This window comes from Alsobacter ponti, assembly GCF_024294805.1.
GTDB lineage: Bacteria > Pseudomonadota > Alphaproteobacteria > Rhizobiales > Beijerinckiaceae > Alsobacter > Alsobacter ponti.
Window position 1 is genome coordinate 21,785 of record NZ_JANCLU010000013.1, and the last position, 17,858, is coordinate 39,642.

Annotated in this window: 15 protein-coding genes; 1 reads left to right on the forward strand and 14 read right to left on the reverse strand. The window is 71.4% G+C overall.

Translation table 11 applies throughout. From position 1 onward, the window contains the following. Positions 1–21 precede the first annotated feature (21 nt). A complete protein-coding gene (locus tag NK718_RS13805) occupies positions 22–468 on the forward strand; it encodes a hypothetical protein (protein WP_254743362.1) in 447 nt (148 codons plus the stop codon). Between the two features lie 86 nt (positions 469–554). Here the strand turns inward: NK718_RS13805 and NK718_RS13810 are convergent, their stop codons facing one another. The 14 genes from NK718_RS13810 to NK718_RS13875 form a co-directional block, all read right to left on the reverse strand. Further along, on the reverse strand, positions 555–977 hold the full coding sequence (locus tag NK718_RS13810; protein WP_254743364.1) for a potassium channel family protein: 423 nt from the start codon (positions 975–977) through the stop codon (positions 555–557). Between the two features lie 63 nt (positions 978–1,040). Then, positions 1,041–2,234, reverse strand: a complete 1,194-nt coding sequence (locus NK718_RS13815; RefSeq protein WP_254743366.1) for a UxaA family hydrolase — start codon at positions 2,232–2,234, stop codon at positions 1,041–1,043. Continuing rightward, positions 2,231–2,545, reverse strand: a complete 315-nt coding sequence (locus NK718_RS13820; RefSeq protein WP_254743368.1) for a UxaA family hydrolase — start codon at positions 2,543–2,545, stop codon at positions 2,231–2,233. The genes NK718_RS13815 and NK718_RS13820 overlap by 4 nt, the downstream gene beginning before the upstream one ends. A gap of 10 nt (positions 2,546–2,555) precedes the next feature. Further along, positions 2,556–3,641: a D-TA family PLP-dependent enzyme gene (locus NK718_RS13825; protein ID WP_254743370.1), complete on the reverse strand. Its 1,086-nt coding sequence runs from the start codon at positions 3,639–3,641 to the stop codon at positions 2,556–2,558. Between the two features lie 100 nt (positions 3,642–3,741). Beyond that, positions 3,742–3,921 (reverse strand): CsbD family protein, encoded by a 180-nt coding sequence (locus NK718_RS13830; protein ID WP_254743372.1) that lies wholly within the window; start codon positions 3,919–3,921, stop codon positions 3,742–3,744. An 85-nt stretch (positions 3,922–4,006) separates the two neighbouring features. After that, a complete protein-coding gene (locus NK718_RS13835) occupies positions 4,007–7,102 on the reverse strand; it encodes an efflux RND transporter permease subunit (RefSeq protein WP_254743374.1) in 3,096 nt (1,031 codons plus the stop codon). A 3-nt stretch (positions 7,103–7,105) separates the two neighbouring features. Next, entirely contained in the window at positions 7,106–10,225 is a 3,120-nt protein-coding gene (locus NK718_RS13840; protein WP_254743376.1) for an efflux RND transporter permease subunit, read from the reverse strand. Beyond that, the gene (locus NK718_RS13845; RefSeq protein WP_254743378.1) at positions 10,222–11,532 is read right to left on the reverse strand and encodes an efflux RND transporter periplasmic adaptor subunit; all 1,311 of its coding nucleotides are present in this window, start codon (positions 11,530–11,532) and stop codon (positions 10,222–10,224) included. Before NK718_RS13845 ends, NK718_RS13840 begins: the two co-directional genes overlap by 4 nt. Positions 11,533–11,593: 61 nt before the next feature. After that, complete coding sequence (locus tag NK718_RS13850; protein WP_371877286.1) at positions 11,594–13,012, reverse strand: efflux transporter outer membrane subunit; 1,419 nt, start codon at positions 13,010–13,012, stop codon at positions 11,594–11,596. 73 nt (positions 13,013–13,085) lie between these two features. Then, positions 13,086–14,294, reverse strand: coding sequence for an MFS transporter (locus NK718_RS13855; protein WP_254743382.1), 1,209 nt, complete (start codon positions 14,292–14,294; stop codon positions 13,086–13,088). A gap of 102 nt (positions 14,295–14,396) precedes the next feature. Beyond that, the gene (locus NK718_RS13860; RefSeq protein WP_254743384.1) at positions 14,397–14,726 is read right to left on the reverse strand and encodes a hypothetical protein; all 330 of its coding nucleotides are present in this window, start codon (positions 14,724–14,726) and stop codon (positions 14,397–14,399) included. Positions 14,727–15,024: 298 nt separating this feature from the next. Next, positions 15,025–15,807, reverse strand: a complete 783-nt coding sequence (locus NK718_RS13865) for an NUDIX hydrolase (RefSeq protein ID WP_254743386.1) — start codon at positions 15,805–15,807, stop codon at positions 15,025–15,027. Between the two features lie 46 nt (positions 15,808–15,853). Further along, complete coding sequence (locus NK718_RS13870) at positions 15,854–16,132, reverse strand: hypothetical protein (RefSeq protein WP_254743388.1); 279 nt, start codon at positions 16,130–16,132, stop codon at positions 15,854–15,856. A gap of 80 nt (positions 16,133–16,212) precedes the next feature. Next, positions 16,213–17,832: a pentapeptide repeat-containing protein gene (locus tag NK718_RS13875; protein WP_254743390.1), complete on the reverse strand. Its 1,620-nt coding sequence runs from the start codon at positions 17,830–17,832 to the stop codon at positions 16,213–16,215. Between the last annotated feature and the right edge of the window lie 26 nt (positions 17,833–17,858).

Consider the following 17,858-nt stretch of genomic DNA (forward strand, 5'->3'; position numbering starts at 1 on the left):
CGGCCGCGACGGAGGCTCGCAATGACCACGTCCACCCATCCCAAGAACGACGCCCTGGAGCAGTGCCTCCGCGAGGCGGAAAGGCACGGACGCGGCGACGCCCAGGCGGGCGCCAAGCAGCGCTCGATGGACGCGCTGATGGAGGTGCTCGACCACTCCGACAACGGTCCGGTGCCGGGCGACGCCCGGCAACGCGTCTACGAAGCCTATACAACCGCGTTCCAGCGCGTCACCAAGCGCGAGAGCCTTGTCGACGCGGCGTCCGAGATGTCGTTCCCGGCAAGCGATCCGCCGTCCTACATGGCCGGCGCGTCGGTGGCCGGGCGGCCGGACAACGATACGCCGACCGAAACCCCCAGCCACAAGCTCAGCGACCCGAAGGTCGCCGAGGAGGTGTCGCCGAGCGACGGCACCGGCACGGGAGCGCAGACGCAGGGCCGCACCGTCCGCAAGGTCGGCAAGGACTGAACCGGTTCGTCACGGATACGGCGCCCGCGCGTCCCCCGCGCCGGGCGCCGTTTTCATTTGGAAAAGTCGGGGGGAAGCGGCGCGGTTCAACCCCGCCCAAACGCCGCGCCGTGGCGCGCCAGCACCCACATCATCACCGCCGTCGACCAGCCGAGCATCAGCACGCCGTTGATGGCGGTGGCGGGACCGATGAGCCGCCATCCCTCCGCCGGAACGATGTCGCCGTATCCGAGCGTCGCGAAATTCACGAAAGCGAAATAGAACGCCAGGTCTGCATCGACGACCACGCCAAACATTCGGTAGGCGGTCGCCCAGAGCGCGATTTGCGCAAGGTGGGCCAGGTTCAGCACTGTCACAACGCCGACCATGCGAACGGCGAAGGCGAGCACCGGCCGCCGCCGCCGCGACAGGTCGCCTTGATCGACCGCCATGACCCCGAGCATGGCCAGGGCCTGCACGACGATGTTGATGGAGGTGACGACCCCACCGAGGAGGATCTGAGCCAGCATGGTCCCCGCGTCCGCTACGCGGCCAGCATAAGCGCGGCGGCCGCGCGCCAGAAGAGGGTCGCCTCACCGGCCAGGCAGGCACTCCGGGCCGAGAGGAGCGAAGCTCTTGTAGGTGAGGATGAACTCCTGGTGGCCCAGCGCTTCCGACCGGGTGGGCTCGCCGGCCGCGACCCGCTTGACGAACTCGTGGATCTCGCGCCCGACCTCGTCCACGGTCGCCCGCCCCTCCAGGATGCGGCCGGCGTCGACGTCCATGTCGTCGCCCATGCGCCGGAAGGTCGCCGGGTTGGCGCACACCTTGATGACGGGCGCCAGGGCCGAGCCGACCACCGAGCCCCGCCCGGTCGAAAACAGGATGACGTGGCTGCCGCAGGCGATCAGCTCGGCGATCTCGGCGTTGTCGTTGATGTTGGGAAAGCCGAAGCGCACTTCGCCATCCGGGATCACGTCGAGCAGATAGAGGCCGCCCGCCGGCGGGACGTCGCCCGGCTTCAGCAGGCCGGCGATGGCGGAATGGCCGCTCTTGGCGTACGCCCCCAGCGACTTCTCCTCGATCGTGGTGAGCCCGCCGTCGGCGTTGCCCGGCGCGAAGCTGGCGTGCCCGAGCGTGGCGTAGTAGCGGGCCGTCTTCTCCATGCACGCGCCGATGGCCGCGCCGAGCGCCGGCGTGCGGGCGCGCTCCGCCATCAGCGACTCGAGGCCGATCAGCTCGCCCGTTTCCTCGAAGATGGCCGCGCCGCCCTCCTCGACGAGGTAGTCGAAGGCGCGGCCCATGGCAGGGTTGGCGGTGAGTCCGCTGGTCGCGTCGGAGCCGCCGCAGATCGTGCCGACCACCAGCTCCGAAGCGCTCATCGGCGCGCGCGGCGTCGCCTTCAGCGTCTCCAGCGCGTCGGCCACCCAGGCCCGGCCTTCCTCGACGGAGCGCCGCGTGCCGCCGGCGGCCTGGATGCCGATCAGGCGCACGGGCCGGCCGCTCTCCCGCACCGCCTCGTAGAGCTCGTGCCGGTTGAAGCCCTCGCAGCCGAGCGACACCATCAGCACCGCCCCGACATTCGGGTGGGTGCACAACGCCTTCAGCATGCGCAGCGAGTAGTCGTTCGGGTAGCAGCCCGGAAAGCCGATGACGTGGACGCCGCGATCGCGATACGGGGCCTGGATCTCCCGCGCAACGTGGTGCGCGCATTCGACGAGATAGACCACCGCGACGTGGTTGCGGATGCCCTTGCGCCCGTCCTGGCGAAGATAGCCCTGGATCATGCCCGCTCGCTCCCCGCCGCCGACGCGTCGAGCGTGTAGGTGGCGATGTAGTCGCTCTTGAGGTTGTGGAGATGGACATAGTCGCCGGGACGAATGTCGCGCGTCGCGGAGCCGATCGGCACGCGGAACTTGACGACCTTCTCGCCGGCCCGGATGGGCCGCACCGCCACCTTGTGGCCGGTGGCGGTGGCGCGCTCCAGCGTCAGGGCGATGTCCCCGGCGCGGACGCTTTCGCCCGCCGCGAGGTCGCGGGTGGCGACCGCGATGTTGTCGCCCGGATCGAGCACGAGCAGTCCGGGATGCGTGTCCATGGATCCTCCCTCAGCGCACGAGGCCGCGCGCGGCGACCGGCAGTTCGCCGACGATCTCGCCGCCCCGCACCGTGACGTAGCGGTCATGCATGTTGGCGACGACGCAGACATGGTTCGGGACGATGCGCACCAGGTCGCCGACCTTCGGCCTGTCGTTGCAGGCGGCGAGGTCCAGGAACCCATGCTCCTCGGCGAAGCTCGCGATGCGGGCCTGCGGATGCTCCAGGATGAGGCCGTACCCGTCGAGCCCGCCGCCGGTGTCGCTCGTCAGCGTCTTGGAGCCGGCGTCCAGAATGCCGCGCTCGGGGCCCGCGCGGCTGACCACCATCGCCAGAACCGTCAGCGCGCAGTCGGCCAGCGTGGCGACGCCGGCCCGCATCATCATGCGGTCGTTGAAGATCGAGGTGCCGGCGCGGTGCTCGGTCACGCCGCGCAGTTGGCCCAGCGTGAGCAGGTTCGGCGTGCCGCCGGAGGACAGGATCTCGATGCCGAGCCCCTCCGCGCGCAGCCCCGCTCCCGCCGTGTCCACGAAGCGCTGCGTCGCCTCGATCCCGCCCTCGGGGGGATAGGCCAGGAACCCGGCGAAGCGCAGGCCGGGGCGCGACGCGATGTCGCGGGCCAGGGCGACGGCCTCGCCCGGCGTCTCTACCCCGGCGCGCTTGCGCCCGGTGTCGATCTCGACCAGCACTTTCAGCTCGCGTCCCGCGATCTCGGCGGCGCGCGGCAGGCCGGCGACGGTGACCGGGTTGTCGGCCGCGACGATGACGTCGGCGCGCCGGAGCAATGCGCCCAGCCGGCCGGTCTTCTCCTCGCCGATCAAATTGTAGCTGATGAGGATGTCGTCGAGGCCGGCCTCGGCCATGATCTCGGCCTCGCCGAGCTTCTGGCACGTGATGCCTCGGGCTCCGGCGTCGCGCTGCATCTTCGCGATCACCGGGCTTTTGTGCGTTTTGATGTGGGGCCGGTTGGCGACGCCGGCTGCGTCGCACAGCGCCTGGACGCGCGCGATGTTGCGCTCAACGACGTCGAGGTCGACGACGAGCGAGGGCGTGCCGTAGCGGCGCGCGATTTCGGACTTGAGCTGGTCTGGAGACATTCGCCGATTCCGCCGGGGGGAGCGGAACCGGACCACAGGGCGCGGCGCGGATCAAGCGCCGGCTAAGTCCCCGGGGCGCGCGGCCCCGGGGACACCCGCCTCAGCGGGTCGACTTGCGGACGGCGTCCTTGACGTCGCCGACGGCCTGGCGGGCTTCGCCCTTGGCCTTGTCCATCTTGCCTTCGGCCTGCATGCGGTCGTCGCCGGTCACCTTGCCGACGGCGTCCTTGGCCGCGCCCTTGGCCTTGTCCATGGCGCCCTTGATGTGCTGCTTGTCCATCGTGTCGTCCTCCTTCGGCTATCCAGCCTCGGCAACGCCTTGGGAGGCCCGTTGTTTCGCGGGTTTGTTCGATTTTGCGCGATGGTCACTCCGCCGGGACGGGCGCTGGCGCGCGGCGCCTCCCCAGCCGTGCGCGGAGCCGGTCGAACAGCACGTAGACGACCGGGGTCGTGTACAGCGTCAGCACCTGCGACAAAGCGAGGCCTCCGACGATGGTGATGCCGAGCGGGCGGCGCAGCTCCGAGCCCGCGCCGGTCGCCAGCACCAGGGGCAGCGCGCCCAGCATTGCCGCCAGGGTCGTCATCAGGATGGGCCGGAAGCGCTCCAGGCAGGCCGCGTAGACGGCGTCCGCCGCGTCGAGCCCGCGCTCGCGCTCGGCCTCCAGCGCGAAATCGACGAGAATGATGCCGTTCTTCTTGACGATTCCGATCAGCATGATGATGCCGATGAACGCGATGATCGACAGTTCCGATCCTGTCGCCTGCAATGCGAGCAGCGCGCCGAGGCCGGCCGCCGGCAGCGTCGAGACGATCGTCAGCGGGTGGATCAGGCTCTCGTAGAGCACCCCCAGCACGATGTAGACGGCGATCAGCGCGGCCAGGATCAGCACGGGCTGGTTGCCCGCCGCCTGCCGGAACGCCTTCGCGTCGCCGGCGAAGTCGGCGCGGATCGACTCCGGCAGGTGCATCTCCTCCACCGCCTTGCGGACGCGCTCCGCGGCGTCGTCCATCGAGACGCCCGGACGCAGCGCGTAGGTCACAGTCACCGACGGGAACTGGCCCTGGTGGTTGACGGAGACCGGCGCCGTGCCGCGCTCGACCCTCGCCACGGCGGCGAGCGGGATCTCCTTGCCGCCCGCGCCGGTGACGTGGATGGCATCGAGGTCCGACGGGTCGCTTCGGTAGTCCTGCCCCACCTCCAGCACCACGCGGTACTGGTTGCGCGGGGTGTAGACGGTCGAGATCTGCCGCTGCGCGAAGGCGTTGTTGAGCGCGTTGCTGATGTCCTGCATGCGCACGCCGAGCCGCGCCGCGGTCGGCCTGTCGATCACCACGTTGGCCTGGAGCCCGCTGGGCTGCGCGTCGGAATTGACGTCGACCAGCCCCTCCAGCCCTTGCAGCCGCGTCGCCACCAGCGGCCCGATGCGCTGCAACTCCTCGAAATCCGGTCCCCACAGCGTGAACTGCAAGGGCGAGCGGCCGCTGCGCGCGCCGATGCGCAGCTCCTGCACCGGCGACATCCAAACCGACAGCCCCGATACCGCGTTGAGCGACTTGCGAAGGCGCTCGACCACTTGCAGCGAGGTCAGCTTGCGCTCCGCCAGCGGCTTGAGGCTGATCCACATGCGGCCGGTGTTGACCGCGCCGCTCCAGCCGCCGCCGCCGACCGACGAGCCCACCCCCGAAACGGCCGGGTCGGCGCGCACGATCTCCGCCGCGCGCTGCTGCAGCTCGGCCATCGCCTGGAACGAGACGTCCGTCGACGACTCGGTGAAGCCGAACACCAGCCCGGTGTCGTCCTGCGGGAAGAAGCCCTTCGGCGTCACGATGTAGAGCTGCACCGCCGCGACCACGGTGGCGGCGAACACGATCATCGCGGCGGGACGGTGGTTCAGCACGGCGCGCAGCGTGCGCGCGTAGAAGCGCAGCAGCGCGGCGAGCGCCGCGTCGGCGATCCGGTCCAGCCGGTTCGGCGGGCGCGGCCGGCGCGGCGTCCAGCGGGCGCAGATCATCGGCGTCAGCGTCAGCGACACCAGCGTCGAGATGGCGATGGCGAAGGCCAGCACCATCGAGAACTCGCGGAAATAGCGGCCCTGGACGCCGCCCATCAGCAGCAGCGGGATGAACGCGGCGACCAGCGACAGGCTGATCGCGACGAGCGTGAAGCCGATCTGCCGGGAGCCGTCCTTGGCCGCCTGCATCGGCGTCATCCCGGCAGCGATGTTGCGGTCGATGTTCTCGACCATGACGATGGCGTCGTCGACGACGAAGCCGACCGCGATGGCCAGCGCCATCAGCGAGAGATTGTCGATCGAGTAGCCGACCGCCCACATCAGCGCGAAGGTCCCGGCCAGCGACAGCGGCACGGTGACGCCGGCGGCCACCGTCGGCGTCAGCCGCCGCATGAAGACGAACACCACGCCCATCACCAGCGCGATGGTGGCGCCCAGCGTCCACTCCATGTCCTCGACGCTGGCGCGGATCGTGCCGGTGCGGTCGGCCAGCACCGAGACCTCGATGCCGGCCGGGATCCAGCGGTCGAGCTGGGGCATCAGCTCGCGGATCTCGTGCACCGTGTCGATGACGTTGGCGTCGGCCTGCTTGGTCACGTTGATGAGGATGGACGGCTCGCCGTTGAACCACGCGGCCGAGCGCGTGTTGCGCACCCCCTCCTCCACCTGCGCCACCGAGGACAGGCGCACGGGATCGCCGTTCTTGCTGCGCACCACCAGATTGCCGAACTGCGGCGGCCGGCGAAGCTGCTCGTTGGTGTCGATCGACCATGACCGTTCCGGCCCGTCGATGGAGCCGACCGGGCCGAGCGCGTTGGTGTTGGCGATGGCGGTGCGGACGGTCTCCAGGCTCAGCCCCATGGCGGCGGCCTGCGCGGGGTTGACGCGCACGCGCACCGCCGGCTGCTCCGCGCCGCTGACGCTGACTTCCCCGACCCCCGCCACCTGCGAAATGCGCTGGGCCAGCACCGAGTCGGCGATGTCGTAGAGGGCGCTCGGCGGCACGGTCTTCGAGGTCAGCGCGAGGATCAGGATGGGCGACGAGTTGGGGTTCGCCTTGCGGAAGCTCGGCCGAGACGGCAGGTCGCTCGGCAGGTCCGTCATCGCCGCGTTGAGCGCGGCCTGCACGTCGCGCGCCGCGCTGTCGATGCCGCGCGACAGGTCGAACTGGATGTAGATGCCGGTCTGCCCCAGCGAGCTGGACGAGCTGATCTCGGTGACGCCGGCGATGGCCCCGAGCCGGCGCTCCAGCGGCGCGGCGATGGTGGTCGCCATCGTCACCGGGTCCGCCCCCGGGCGCGAGGCGGTGACGAAGATGGTCGGCAGCTCCACCGTGGGCAGGCTCGCCACCGGCAGCGCGTGGTAGGCGACGACGCCCACGAGCACGATCCAGATGGCGATCAGCGTCGCCCCCACGGGCCTGTGGACGAAGGTTTCCGAGAGGCGCATGGCCTACTCCGCCGCGTCCCGGGCCGGTCGCGCCGGCCCGTGCGCGTCCGGCAGCTGCGGCCGCAGCCGGCGCTTCAGGCCCTCCATCGCGAGGTAGACGGCCGGCGTGGTGTAGAGCGTCAGCAACTGGCTCAGCAGCAGCCCGCCGACGATGCTGACGCCGAGCGGCACGCGCAGCTCCGCCCCCTGGCCCGCGCCGAGCGCCAGCGGCAGCGCGCCGAACAGGGCGGCCAGGGTGGTCATCATGATCGGCCGGAAACGCAGCAGGCACGCCTGCGCGATCGCCTCGCGCGGGGACAGCCCCTGCTCGCGCTCCGCGTCGAGCGCGAAGTCGATCATCATGATCGCGTTCTTCTTCACGATGCCCATCAGCAGCACGATGCCGATCAGCGCGATCACCGACAGGTCCAGCCCGGTGAGGATCAGCGCCAGCAGCGCGCCGACGCCGGCCGAGGGCAGCGTCGACAGGATGGTCAGCGGGTGGATGGCGCTCTCGTAGAGCACGCCCAGCACGATGTAGATGGTGATCACCGCGGCCAGGATCAGCCACGGCTCGCCGGCCAGCGAGCGCGCGAACTCCGCCGCGTCGCCGGTGAAGCGGCGGATGATCGTGTCGGGCATGCCGATGGCGCGCTCGGCATCCGCGATCTCCGCCACCGCTTCGCCCAGCGACGCATCCGGCGCGACGTTGAAGCTGACCGTGACCGCGGGGAACTGCGCGTCGTGGCCGATCACCAGCGGCGCAGAGACCTGCGTTACTTCGGCGAAGGCGCTCAGCGGCACCTGCGCGCCGCTCGACGACGCCACGAAGAGCTGCGCCAGCGACCCGGTGTCGGACTGGTAGCGCGGCTGCGCCTCCAGGATCACCCGGTACTGGTTGGCCTGCCCGTAGATGGTGGAAATCTGCCGCTGGCCGTAGGCGCTGTTGAGCGTGTCGTTGACCGCCTGCACCGACACGCCGAGCCGCGCCGCCTTCTCGCGGTCGATCTTAACGAACAGCCGCGCCCCGCCCGCCTGCGCCTCCGAGGCGACGTCGCGCAGCGCCGGGCGGCGGCCGAGCTCGCGCGCCAGCCGGTCCGCCCAGTCGGTGACCTCGGCCGTGCTGGCCCCGGTCAGGCTGTACTGGTACTGCGCCCGGCTGGTGCGCGTGGTGATCTGCACGTCCTGCACGGGCTGGAAGGTCACCGACACGCCCGGAATGCCGGCCACCCGCCGCTGCAGCCGGCCGATCAGCTCCGGGCCGGCGGCGTCGCGCTCGCCGCGCGGCTTCAGCACCACGGTGAGCCGCCCGGTGTTCGCGGTGAGGTTGGCGGGCCCGACGCCGATCACCGAAGCGACCGCCTGCACGGCCGGATCGGCGCGCACCGCGTCGGCGACCCGCGTCTGCACGGCGCGCATCCCTTCGAAGGAGACCGTGGGCTCGGCCAGCGTGACGGCGGTGATCAGGCCGGTGTCCTGGACGGGCATGAAGCCCTTGGGCATGGCGACGTAGAGCCACACCGTGGCGGCGAGCGTCGCCGCGAGCGAGGCGAGCATGACGCCCTGGTGGCGCATCGTCCAGCCGAGGCTGGCGCGATAGGCCTCCGTCATGGCTTCGAACGCGCGGTCGAAGGCGCGCAGCGGAAGCCAGCGGCGGCCGTCATGGCCGGCGCGCAGGATGTGCGCGCACAGCATCGGCGTCAGCGTCAGCGACACCACCATCGAGGCCACCACGGCGATGGTCAGCGTCAGCGCGAACTCCCGGAACATGCGGCCGACCAGCCCGGTCATGAACAGCAGCGGGATGAACACGGCGACGAGCGAGGCGGTGAGCGACACCACGGTGAAGCCGATCTCCCGCGCGCCCTCCAGCGCCGCCTGCCGCGGGCTCTCGCCCGCCTCGATGTGGCGGACGATGTTCTCGATCATCACGATGGCGTCGTCGACGACGAAGCCGGTTCCGATGGTCAGCGCCATCAGGGAGAGGTTGTCGATGCTGAAGCCGGCGAGCCACATCAGCCCGAACGTCGCGACCAGCGACAGCGGCAGCGTGACGCCGGCGATCAGCGTGGCCCGCGCGGTGCGCAGGAACAGCAGCACGACGAGGATGACGAGCGCGACGCTCAGCGCGAGGGTGAACTGCACCTCCTCGATGGAGGCGCGGATCGCGCCGGTGCGGTCGTGCACCACGTCGAGCGCCACGGCGGCGGGGATCATCCGCTCGAGCCGGGGCAGCTCCTGCTGGATGCGCTCCACCGTCTCAATGACGTTGGCGCCGGGCTGGCGCAGGATGTCGAGGATGACCGCCGGCTGGCCCTTGTACCAGCCGCCGACGCGGGCGTTCTCCAGCCCCTCCACAATGTCGGCCACGTCGGCGAGCAGCACCGGGGCGTTGTTGCGGTAGGCCACGACGATCTGCCGGTAGGCGTCGGCCGCGCCGATCTGGTCGTTGGCGGCGATGGTGTAGGACTGGTGGACGCCGTCGAGCGCGCCCTTCGGCCCGGCCACGTTGGCGTTGACGATGGCGGTGCGGATGTCCTCCAGCCCGATGCCGTAGCTGGCCAGGCGCGACAGGTCCGCCTGCACGCGCACGGCCGGGCGCACGCCGCCCTGGACGGCGACATGGCCGACGCCGGTCACCTCGCTCAGCCGCTGCACGATCAGCGTGTCGGCCATGTCGCTGAGCTGGCGCAGGGAGTAGGTCGAGGACGACAGCGCCAGCGTCACGATGGGCGCGTCGGCGGGATTCACCTTGGCGTAGGTGGGCGGATAAGGCAGCGTGCGCGGAAGCGTCGAGGCGGCGGCGTTGATGGCCGCCTGCACGTCCTGCGAGGCGGCGTCGATGTCCCGGCCGAGCTGGAACTGCAGCGTGATCTGGCTGATGCCGAAGGCGCTCTGCGAGGTCATCGCCGCCAGCGAGGGGATCTGCCCGAGCGGGCGTTCCAGCGGCGCGGTGACCAGCGCGGCCATCGTGTCCGGGTTGGCGCCGGGCAGTTGCGTCGTCACCTGGATGGTCGGGAAATCGACCTGCGGCAGCGACGAGACGGGCAGCAGCCAGTATCCGATCAGACCGCCCAGCATCACCGCCACGCCGATCAGCGAGGTCGCGACCGGCCGGCGGATGAAGGGCGAGGAAATGCTCACCGCACCGTTCCGGCGCTCGGCGCGGGGGTCGCCTCCGCTCGCGGGCCCGCGTCGGCGGGACGGGCCGGCTGGCCCTGCGCGGCGTCGGGCCGGCGCTGGCCCTGCCCGGACTGGCGCTGCTGGCGCTGCTGGCGGCGCGAGACGGTCGGCGTGGCGTTGGGCTCGGGCAGCGGCTCCGGCGCCGCCACCGTCACCGGCGTGCCCTCGGCCAGACGCGCGAAGCCGGTCGTGACCACCTTCTCGTCGGCGGCGAGCCCCGACGCGATTACCGTCTGCACGTCGTCCTGCTGGCCGACCATCACCGGGCTAACGGTCACCGTCGAGTCCGGCTTCACCACGTAGACGAACGCGCCCTTCGGCCCGCGCTGCACGGCGGCGGTCGGCACCACCACCACGCCCTCCAGCGTGTCGACCAGAAGGCGGACATTGGCGAACGCGCCCGGCCACAGCGCCATGTCGCGGTTGGGGAACTCGGCCTTCAGCCGCACCGTGCCGGTGGTCTGGTCGACGAGGTTGTCGATCACCTGCAGTTCGCCGGATTCGAGCGGGGCCTTGTTGTCGGCGTCCATCGCATCCACCGGCACCTTGCCGGCGCTCCACGCCTTGGTGATGCGCGGCAATTGCTGTTGCGGCACGCTGAACACCACGGCGATGGGGCTGACCTGCGAGATGGTGACGAGGCCGGCCGCGTCCGACTGCTTGACCAGGTTGCCCTCGTCCAGGGCGCGGATGCCGGTCCGCCCGTCGATGGGCGCGACGATCCTGGTGTAGGCGAGGTAGGCCCGGGCGCTGTCGATCGCGGCCTGGTCGGACTTCAGCTGCGCCTCGAGTTGCGCCACCGTCGAGCGCTGCGTGTCGGCCTGTTGGCGGGTGACGGAGTTGGTCTCGGCGAGGCGCACGTAGCGTTCGAGGTCCCGCTTGGCGTTTTCGAGCAGCGCCTCGTTCTGCGCCTTCTTGGCGAGCGCTTGGTCGAGCTGGGCCTGGTAGATCGCGGGGTCGATCTGCGCGAGCACGTCGCCCTTCTTGACGTCCTGCCCTTCGCGGAACAGCACCTTCTGGAGCAGGCCGTCCACCTGCGGGCGCACGGTGACCGTGGCGGCGGGCCGGGCCGTGCCGACGCCGTCGATATAGACAGGGACGTCCGCCAGTCGCGCCGGCGTGGCGAGCACGGACACGGGGTCCTGCGCCTCGCGGCGGCGGTTCTGGCGCTGCGGGCCGAAACCGGTATCGACGAATAGCGGCGTCAGCAGCGCGCCCGCCACGACCAGCGTGACGAGCGGGATGGTGACGCGCCAGGTCCTGGCCATGCGGTTGCGCCCTCCGGGCGAATGGCGGTCGCCCCGGCCGGGTCCGCCTCGATTGGGTATATCACCGAGCCGCGGTTTCCGCGCGCCCCTGCGCGACGGTCCAGCCGCCGCCCAGCGCCTGGTAAAGCGAGACCGAGGCGAGGAAGCGCGCCAGCCGCACCCGCGTCAGCGCATCCTGCGCCTGGAACAGAGTGGTCTGCGTGTTCAGCACGGTGACCAGGTCGACGGTGCCCTCGCGCAGCCGCTGCTCCGCGATATCGTAGGCGCGGCGCGAACTTGCAAGGGACTCGCGCTGCAGCCGCTCCTGCTCGGCGAGCTGGCGCACGGCGATCAGCGCGCGCTCGACGTCGGCGAAGGCGTTGAGAACGGCGGCGCGGTAGGCCTGCAGCAACTCTTCCTGCGCCGCCTCCTGGATGTCGAACTGGCCCTGCAGCCGGCCGCCGTCGAAGATCGGCTGCGCGAGGCCCGCCCCGATGGCGTAGAACGCCGCGCCCGGCTGGAACAGCGAGGTGAGCGCCAGGCTCTCGATGCCGCCCGCCGCAGTGAGGCTGATGGTGGGGAAGAACGCCGCGCGCGCCGCGTTCACATTGGCGTGCGCGGCCTCGAGGCGCGCCTCCGCGGCGGCGATGTCGGGCCGGCGGGCGAGCAGCGCCGAGGGCACGCCCGCCCCCACGCGCGGCACCGCCAGCGCGTCCATGCTGGCGCCGCGCACGCTCAGCCGCTCGGGCGCGCGGCCGACCAGCACCGCCAGCGTGGCGATCTCCTGCTCGATGATCTGGTCGAGCGGCGGGATCTCGGCCCGCAGGCTGGCGACGACGCTCTCCTGCTGGGCGAGGTCCAGCGCCGTGGCGGTGCCCACGGCGAGGCGCTCGCGGATGATGGTGAGGACGCGCGTCGCGCTCTCCAGGTTGAGACGGGCGATCGCCTTGCGGTCGCGCGCGGCGACGATGCGCATGTAGCTCCCGGCCGCCGAGGATGTCGCCGTCAGCGCCACGGTGTCGCGGTCGAACCGGCTGGCGCGGGCGAGCTGGTCGGCGGCCTCCGTCTCGCTGCGGGCACGGCCCCAGAAGTCCAGCTCGTAGCGCGCGGCGAGCGACGTGCCGAAGCGGTTGGCGCCCTCGCTGCCGCGTCCGCTGAGATCGGCCGAACGGCTGCGCGCCGCCGAGGCGGAGAGGTCGAGCGTCGGCAGCAGCGCCGCTCCCACGACGCGGGCCTGCGCGTCCGCCTGGCGGATGCGCGCCACCGCGACCGCGATGTCGAGATTGCCCGCCTCCGCCGCCTCGGCGATGCGCGTCAGCTCGGCCGAGCGGAACGCCGTCCACCACGCCGCGCGCGGCAACGGCGCGCTCGTGTCCCGCGCGGCGCGATACGCGGCTGGCACGTCGAGGGCCGGATCGGGGCGCGGCGTCTCGACGCAGCCGGCCAGGGCCGGCGCGAGGCCGAGCAGGATCGCAAGGACGAAAGGGCGCACGGAACTCATCGCGACTCGGAACAGGCGGGCGTCGGCTCCGATCAATGGGCCGGGAGGCCCGCCGGAGCAAGCCCCGCCACGGTCACGATCGGGCGGGGCGCGCCTTCACCTGGCGCTTCACCGCGAACGCGCTCGTCACCGTCGCGAGCAGCGCGGCGGCGATGAAGGCGAAGGCGAGCGGAATGCGCCCGTGGTCGATGAACAGGCCGATCGCCAGCGGCGAGATCGTGGCGCCGATGTCGAGGCCCGAATAGACGAACCCGAACACCTTGCCGGTCGCGCCCGGCGGCGCGGCGGCGCGCACCAGCATGTCGCGCGAGGGGATGGTCATGCCGGTGAAGAAGCCGGCGATCAGAACGGCGGCGACCAGCACGCTTTGCGGCAGCGCCACGAAGCCGATCAGCAGGGTGAGAACGCCGGCGCTCGCCAGTCCCGCGCCGACGATGCGCTCGTGGCCGGCCGTGCGGTCGGCGAGCCAGCCGCCGAACAGCGCTCCCACGGCGCTGGCGCTGAGATAGATCGTCGTCGCGGCGGCGGCGAAGGCGTAGGTCACCTCCTGCGCGCCGGGCAGCAGCGAGGGCAGGAAGTTCTGCGTCCCCACCTGGGCGACGGACAGCAGGGCGAAATAGAGCAGGCAGGCGAGGATCGGCGCGCTCAGCAGCAGCGACCGGCTCGACTGGCCGTCCTGCCCGAGGTGGCGCGCCGCGGCGCCCACCGTCAGCTCGCGGCGGTCGAGGGCGACCAGCGCCGCGACCACAAGGCCGGCGAGACTCACGGCGAGCAGCGCCGCGCGCCAGCCGAAGCTCGAGGCCAGCAGCAGCATGGTCACGGGCGCGGCGGCCCAGCCGATCGTGCCGGTGACCGTGTGGACGCTGTAGGCGCGGCCGATCCGGCGCGGCGAAATGCGCGCGGTCATCACCGCGTAATCGGCGGGGTGGAAGACGCTGTTGCCCGCGCCCGACAACGCGGCGGCGGGCACGAGAAGCCAGAAGGCCGGCGCGACGGAGGCCAGCAGCATGCCGCCGGCCAGCATGGCGATCCCGGCGGGAAGGACGAGCTGCGGCCCGACGCGGTCCACCACGAAGCCGGCGACGACCTGGCCGACGCCGGACGTCGCGTAGAACGCCGCCACCACCAGGCCCAGCTCGGTGAAGCTGACGCCGAGGTCGGCCCGCATCAGGGGGAACAAAGGCGGCAGCACGAGCTGAAAAAAGTGGCTGACGAAGTGCGCGCCGCCGACCAGCGTCATGATCCGCAGGTCGCCTCGCGCGCCCGCCACCGCCTGGCTCATTCCGATCCTCTGTCTCTTCGTGCGTTCGCCCCCGGCGGAGGTTCTAATGCGAACAAGGCCGCGCAGCCATGCTCTTTCCGCAGGGCGGACGCGCTTTCGAGGTCAGAACGCCATGGGCGGCGCGAACAGGCAGACGAGCGGGCCGGGGAAGCGCTGCTCCTTCCAGCCACCCTTCCGGCAAAGGTGGAAGTCCCGGTCCTCGGAGCGCAGCGCCTCGCGATAGGGCACGATTTCGCCGGTCTCGACCACCATCCAGCCCTTCGGCGTCGAGCGCACCGCGTCGGACGCGACGGGCTTGCAGTCGTCGACATTGCAGCAGGGCTCGCCCGTGAGCGGATGCGAAAAGCCGGTGTACCAGTCGTGGGCGCTGACCGGCGCGGCCGGCCCGGCCAGCGCGGCCGCGACGGCCAGAACGGCGATCGGTCTCGTCATGCGCTCCCCCGGCAGGCGAAGCGAAAGCCGCGCCGAACCGCCACGCTAGAGGATCGGCCGGGAAAGGAAAGACGCCCTTCGCGGGCCGCCCCAAAAAAGAAGGCCGCCCGAAGGCGGCCTGACAAGTCAAGGGAGGAAACGCCCAAAGAGGGCAAGCGACGTCGAAACGTCACTGACGCTTACCTAGTTTGTGCGCTGCGATATTGCAAGCCAAATCGTTTGCAGAGCCGCCCTGCGCAGGGCGATGACCGAAAAATCCGCAGTTCATGCCCGTTTTGGCGTCAGATCGAAGGCGGCCTCAACCCTGGCGTGCAGCCCGTTTCTTCGCCTTCGGCTTACGCTTGGCGGGCTTCGGCCGGGCCGCGCGCTTTTTGCCGGCCTTCGGCTTGCCGGGCTTGGCCTTGGCCTCTGCCGGTCCCGGCGCCGCCTTCGCCCGGGCTTTCGCCTTCTTCGCTCCGGGCTTGACCTTGGTCTTGGCCTTTTGTTCGGTCCCAATGCCGGGCTTGGCGTCCGGCTTTGGCTTGCCCTTCGCCTTCGCCTTCACCTTGACCTTCGACTTCAACCTGGCTTTCGGCTTAGCCTTCGGCTTGGCCTTTGCCTTGGTCTTGACCTTGGGCGCGCGCTTTTTCCGCTTGGCCGGTCCGCGAGCCCGGACGGCGCGCGCGATGATGTCCGTCAGCGTCGGGTCGGCCTCGCAGCGGCGGATGATGTCGCCGAGCAGCGCGTCGTCGACCCGCTCGACCGCCTCGTCCGGCGTGAACCAGGCGCGACGCCGCTGCCGCTGCTCCGGCCATTTCGCCAGTTCCTCGGTCACGAGCAGCGGATAGACGAGGACGGTGCAGAGCAGGCGCTTGCCGCCGCTCAGAATCTTCCAGTAGGTGAACCCGCCCACGGGCCGGGAGCTGACGACGCCGAGCAGCCCGGCTTCCTCGAACGCCTCGCGCGCCGCCGCCCGTTCGGGGGACAAGCCCGCCATGGGCCACCCCTTCGGGGTCACCCAGCGCGCCGTCTCCCGCGAGGTGACCATCATCACCTCGAACTTCCCCTCGCGCCAGCGGAAGGGGAGCACGGCGAACTGCATCGCCGTCACGGCGCGGCCTCTCCGGCGCGAGCCGAGCCGGCGTCGCTCACCTGGCCCGCCGGGAAGCGGCCTTCTGGGCGTCCTCGATACGGCCCAGCTTGTCCTCGATCTTGTCGAGCTTTGCCAGGATCTGGGTCAGGATGTCGGGCACCACGCGCGAGTAGTCGACGTTCTCGCGCGCCGCCTGCGCGGTGGCGCGGGTCGCCTCCACCAGGGCGCGCAGTTCGTCCGTCGAAAGGGTCGCCGCGGGGGGCGTGGTCGTCTGCGCCGTCGCCGCGCCCGCCAGTCCCGCGAGAAAGATCGCCGCAACCCACGCGCGCCTCATGTCAGCCCCCTGATTCGTTTCCGCGAAACGAGCATGGGGCCGGTGGCGGCGGCTCGGCAAGCACGGCTTGCCGCCAGGGATCACTCGTGGATGTCGCCGTCCGGCATTTCGGCCCGGGTGAGTTTCGCGCCCTCGAGCTTCGCCTCGCCGATGAACGCCCGGCGCAGCACCGCGCCGGAGAGGTCGGCCCGGCTCAGGTCCGCGGTGCGCAGGTCCGCCTTGTAGAAATTGGCCTCGACGAGATTGGCGTCGGACAGGTCCGCTTCCCGCAGGTCCGCCCACGGCATCTTCGCCTCGCGCATGGCGGCGTGGACGAACCGCGCGCCGCGCAGATTGGACTTCTCCAGGAAAACGCCGTCGAGCGTCGCGCCGTCCAGCGTCGCCCCGGTCAGGTCAGTCTCGTGCAGGTCGGCCTCCTGCGCTGCCGCCCCGGCGAGATTGGCCTGACGCAGCCGCGCCTGCCCGGCCATGACACGCGGCAGGCGCGCGCCCGAGACATCCGCGCCCGCGAGATCGGCGGCGTAGGCCATCGCCTCCGTCAGTGTCGCGCCGGAGAAGCGGGCGCGCACCGCCTGCACCCTGTTGAGGTTGGCGCGCGACAGGTCCGCGCCGGAGAAATCCGCCTCGCGCAGAACCGCGGCGTGGAGGATGGCGTCGCTCAGGTCGGCCCGCGAAAAATTCGCGCCGGCGGCCTCGGTGCGCTTCAACCGGGCCCCGCGCAGGTCGCAGCCGCTGCAGTCCGCGCGCGCCAGCCGCGCCCCGTGCAGGTTCGCGCCCGCGAGCTTCGCCCCCGCGAGGTTCGCGCCGGCGAGGTCGCGGAAGCGCAGGTCGGCGCCGGCGAGGTCGCACCCCGGGCAGTCTTTCGTGGCAGCGGACCTGAACGCCTCCAGTGGCGTCACCCCCGGCGCGCCGACGGCGGGCGCCCGCGCGACCGGCCCGGAGGCCGGGGCGGAGGGGGCGGCGGCCTGCGCATCGAATGTCGGGTCGGTCAGCTCCACCTTGGCCCAGCTCTTGAACTGGCCGCGCAGCACCGCGCCGGTGTGCGGGTCGGTCTCGTTCTGGCCCGCCTTGCGGAAAAAATGCGCCAGCGTGGTGACGCGGCCCTCGGGCGCCAGCTTCTCGCAGCTGCGCTTGACGAAGTCCGGCCCGATCGCCTCCTCGCCGATGTCGGGCGGCAGGTCGACGCAGGTCCATCCCTCGTGGCCGAACACGGTGCGGACCTCGGTGGCCATGGCGTGGGCGCCCGCGCGGTCGTGCAGCGAGACGCGATCGTCGGTGACGGCGCGCAGCTGCCGCACGACCCCCGAGGCGTCGAACAGCACCGAGACGACGGCCGGATGCACGGAAATGCGCGTGCCGCCGAAATGGTCGGCCATGGCCTTCTGCCCGTGCGCCCGCGCCCAGTATTCGACTTCGTCGTCGTAGCGGACATAGACCTCGCGCAGGCCGTTCGGCTCCGGGCGGCATTTCATGAAATCGGCGAAGCGCGACAGGCGCACCGAGGGCGGGCCGCCGTTGGTGCCGCACGCGAAGTCGGCGAACGCCTCGTCGGGAAGCGCCCCGGCGGTCGCGCCGATGGGAATGTCCCACAGCTCGACGCGCTTCTTGCGGTCCTGCGCCGCGGCCGGCGCATGCGAAAGCGCCCCGGCCAGGACGGCCGCGAGCGCGAGAGACAGGACACATGCGGTCGAGCGCGGCATGGCGTTCGCCGGGTCAGGACGCGGCG

Excerpts from the sequence above, each read along its gene's own strand:
- NK718_RS13835 (WP_254743374.1), bottom strand. The coding sequence starts at position 7,102 with ATGCGCCTCTCGGAAACCTTCGTCCACAGGCCCGTGGGGGCGACGCTG.
- NK718_RS13825 (WP_254743370.1), bottom strand. The coding sequence starts at position 3,641 with ATGTCTCCAGACCAGCTCAAGTCCGAAATCGCGCGCCGCTACGGCACG.
- NK718_RS13820 (WP_254743368.1), bottom strand. The coding sequence starts at position 2,545 with ATGGACACGCATCCCGGACTGCTCGTGCTCGATCCGGGCGACAACATC.
- NK718_RS13865 (WP_254743386.1), bottom strand. The coding sequence starts at position 15,807 with ATGCAGTTCGCCGTGCTCCCCTTCCGCTGGCGCGAGGGGAAGTTCGAG.
- NK718_RS13850 (WP_371877286.1), bottom strand. The coding sequence starts at position 13,012 with ATGAGTTCCGTGCGCCCTTTCGTCCTTGCGATCCTGCTCGGCCTCGCG.
- NK718_RS13845 (WP_254743378.1), bottom strand. The coding sequence starts at position 11,532 with ATGGCCAGGACCTGGCGCGTCACCATCCCGCTCGTCACGCTGGTCGTG.
- NK718_RS13810 (WP_254743364.1), bottom strand. The coding sequence starts at position 977 with ATGCTGGCTCAGATCCTCCTCGGTGGGGTCGTCACCTCCATCAACATC.
- NK718_RS13860 (WP_254743384.1), bottom strand. The coding sequence starts at position 14,726 with ATGACGAGACCGATCGCCGTTCTGGCCGTCGCGGCCGCGCTGGCCGGG.
- NK718_RS13805 (WP_254743362.1), top strand. The coding sequence starts at position 22 with ATGACCACGTCCACCCATCCCAAGAACGACGCCCTGGAGCAGTGCCTC.
- NK718_RS13870 (WP_254743388.1), bottom strand. The coding sequence starts at position 16,132 with ATGAGGCGCGCGTGGGTTGCGGCGATCTTTCTCGCGGGACTGGCGGGC.
- NK718_RS13855 (WP_254743382.1), bottom strand. The coding sequence starts at position 14,294 with ATGAGCCAGGCGGTGGCGGGCGCGCGAGGCGACCTGCGGATCATGACG.
- NK718_RS13875 (WP_254743390.1), bottom strand. The coding sequence starts at position 17,832 with ATGCCGCGCTCGACCGCATGTGTCCTGTCTCTCGCGCTCGCGGCCGTC.
- NK718_RS13830 (WP_254743372.1), bottom strand. The coding sequence starts at position 3,921 with ATGGACAAGCAGCACATCAAGGGCGCCATGGACAAGGCCAAGGGCGCG.
- NK718_RS13815 (WP_254743366.1), bottom strand. The coding sequence starts at position 2,234 with ATGATCCAGGGCTATCTTCGCCAGGACGGGCGCAAGGGCATCCGCAAC.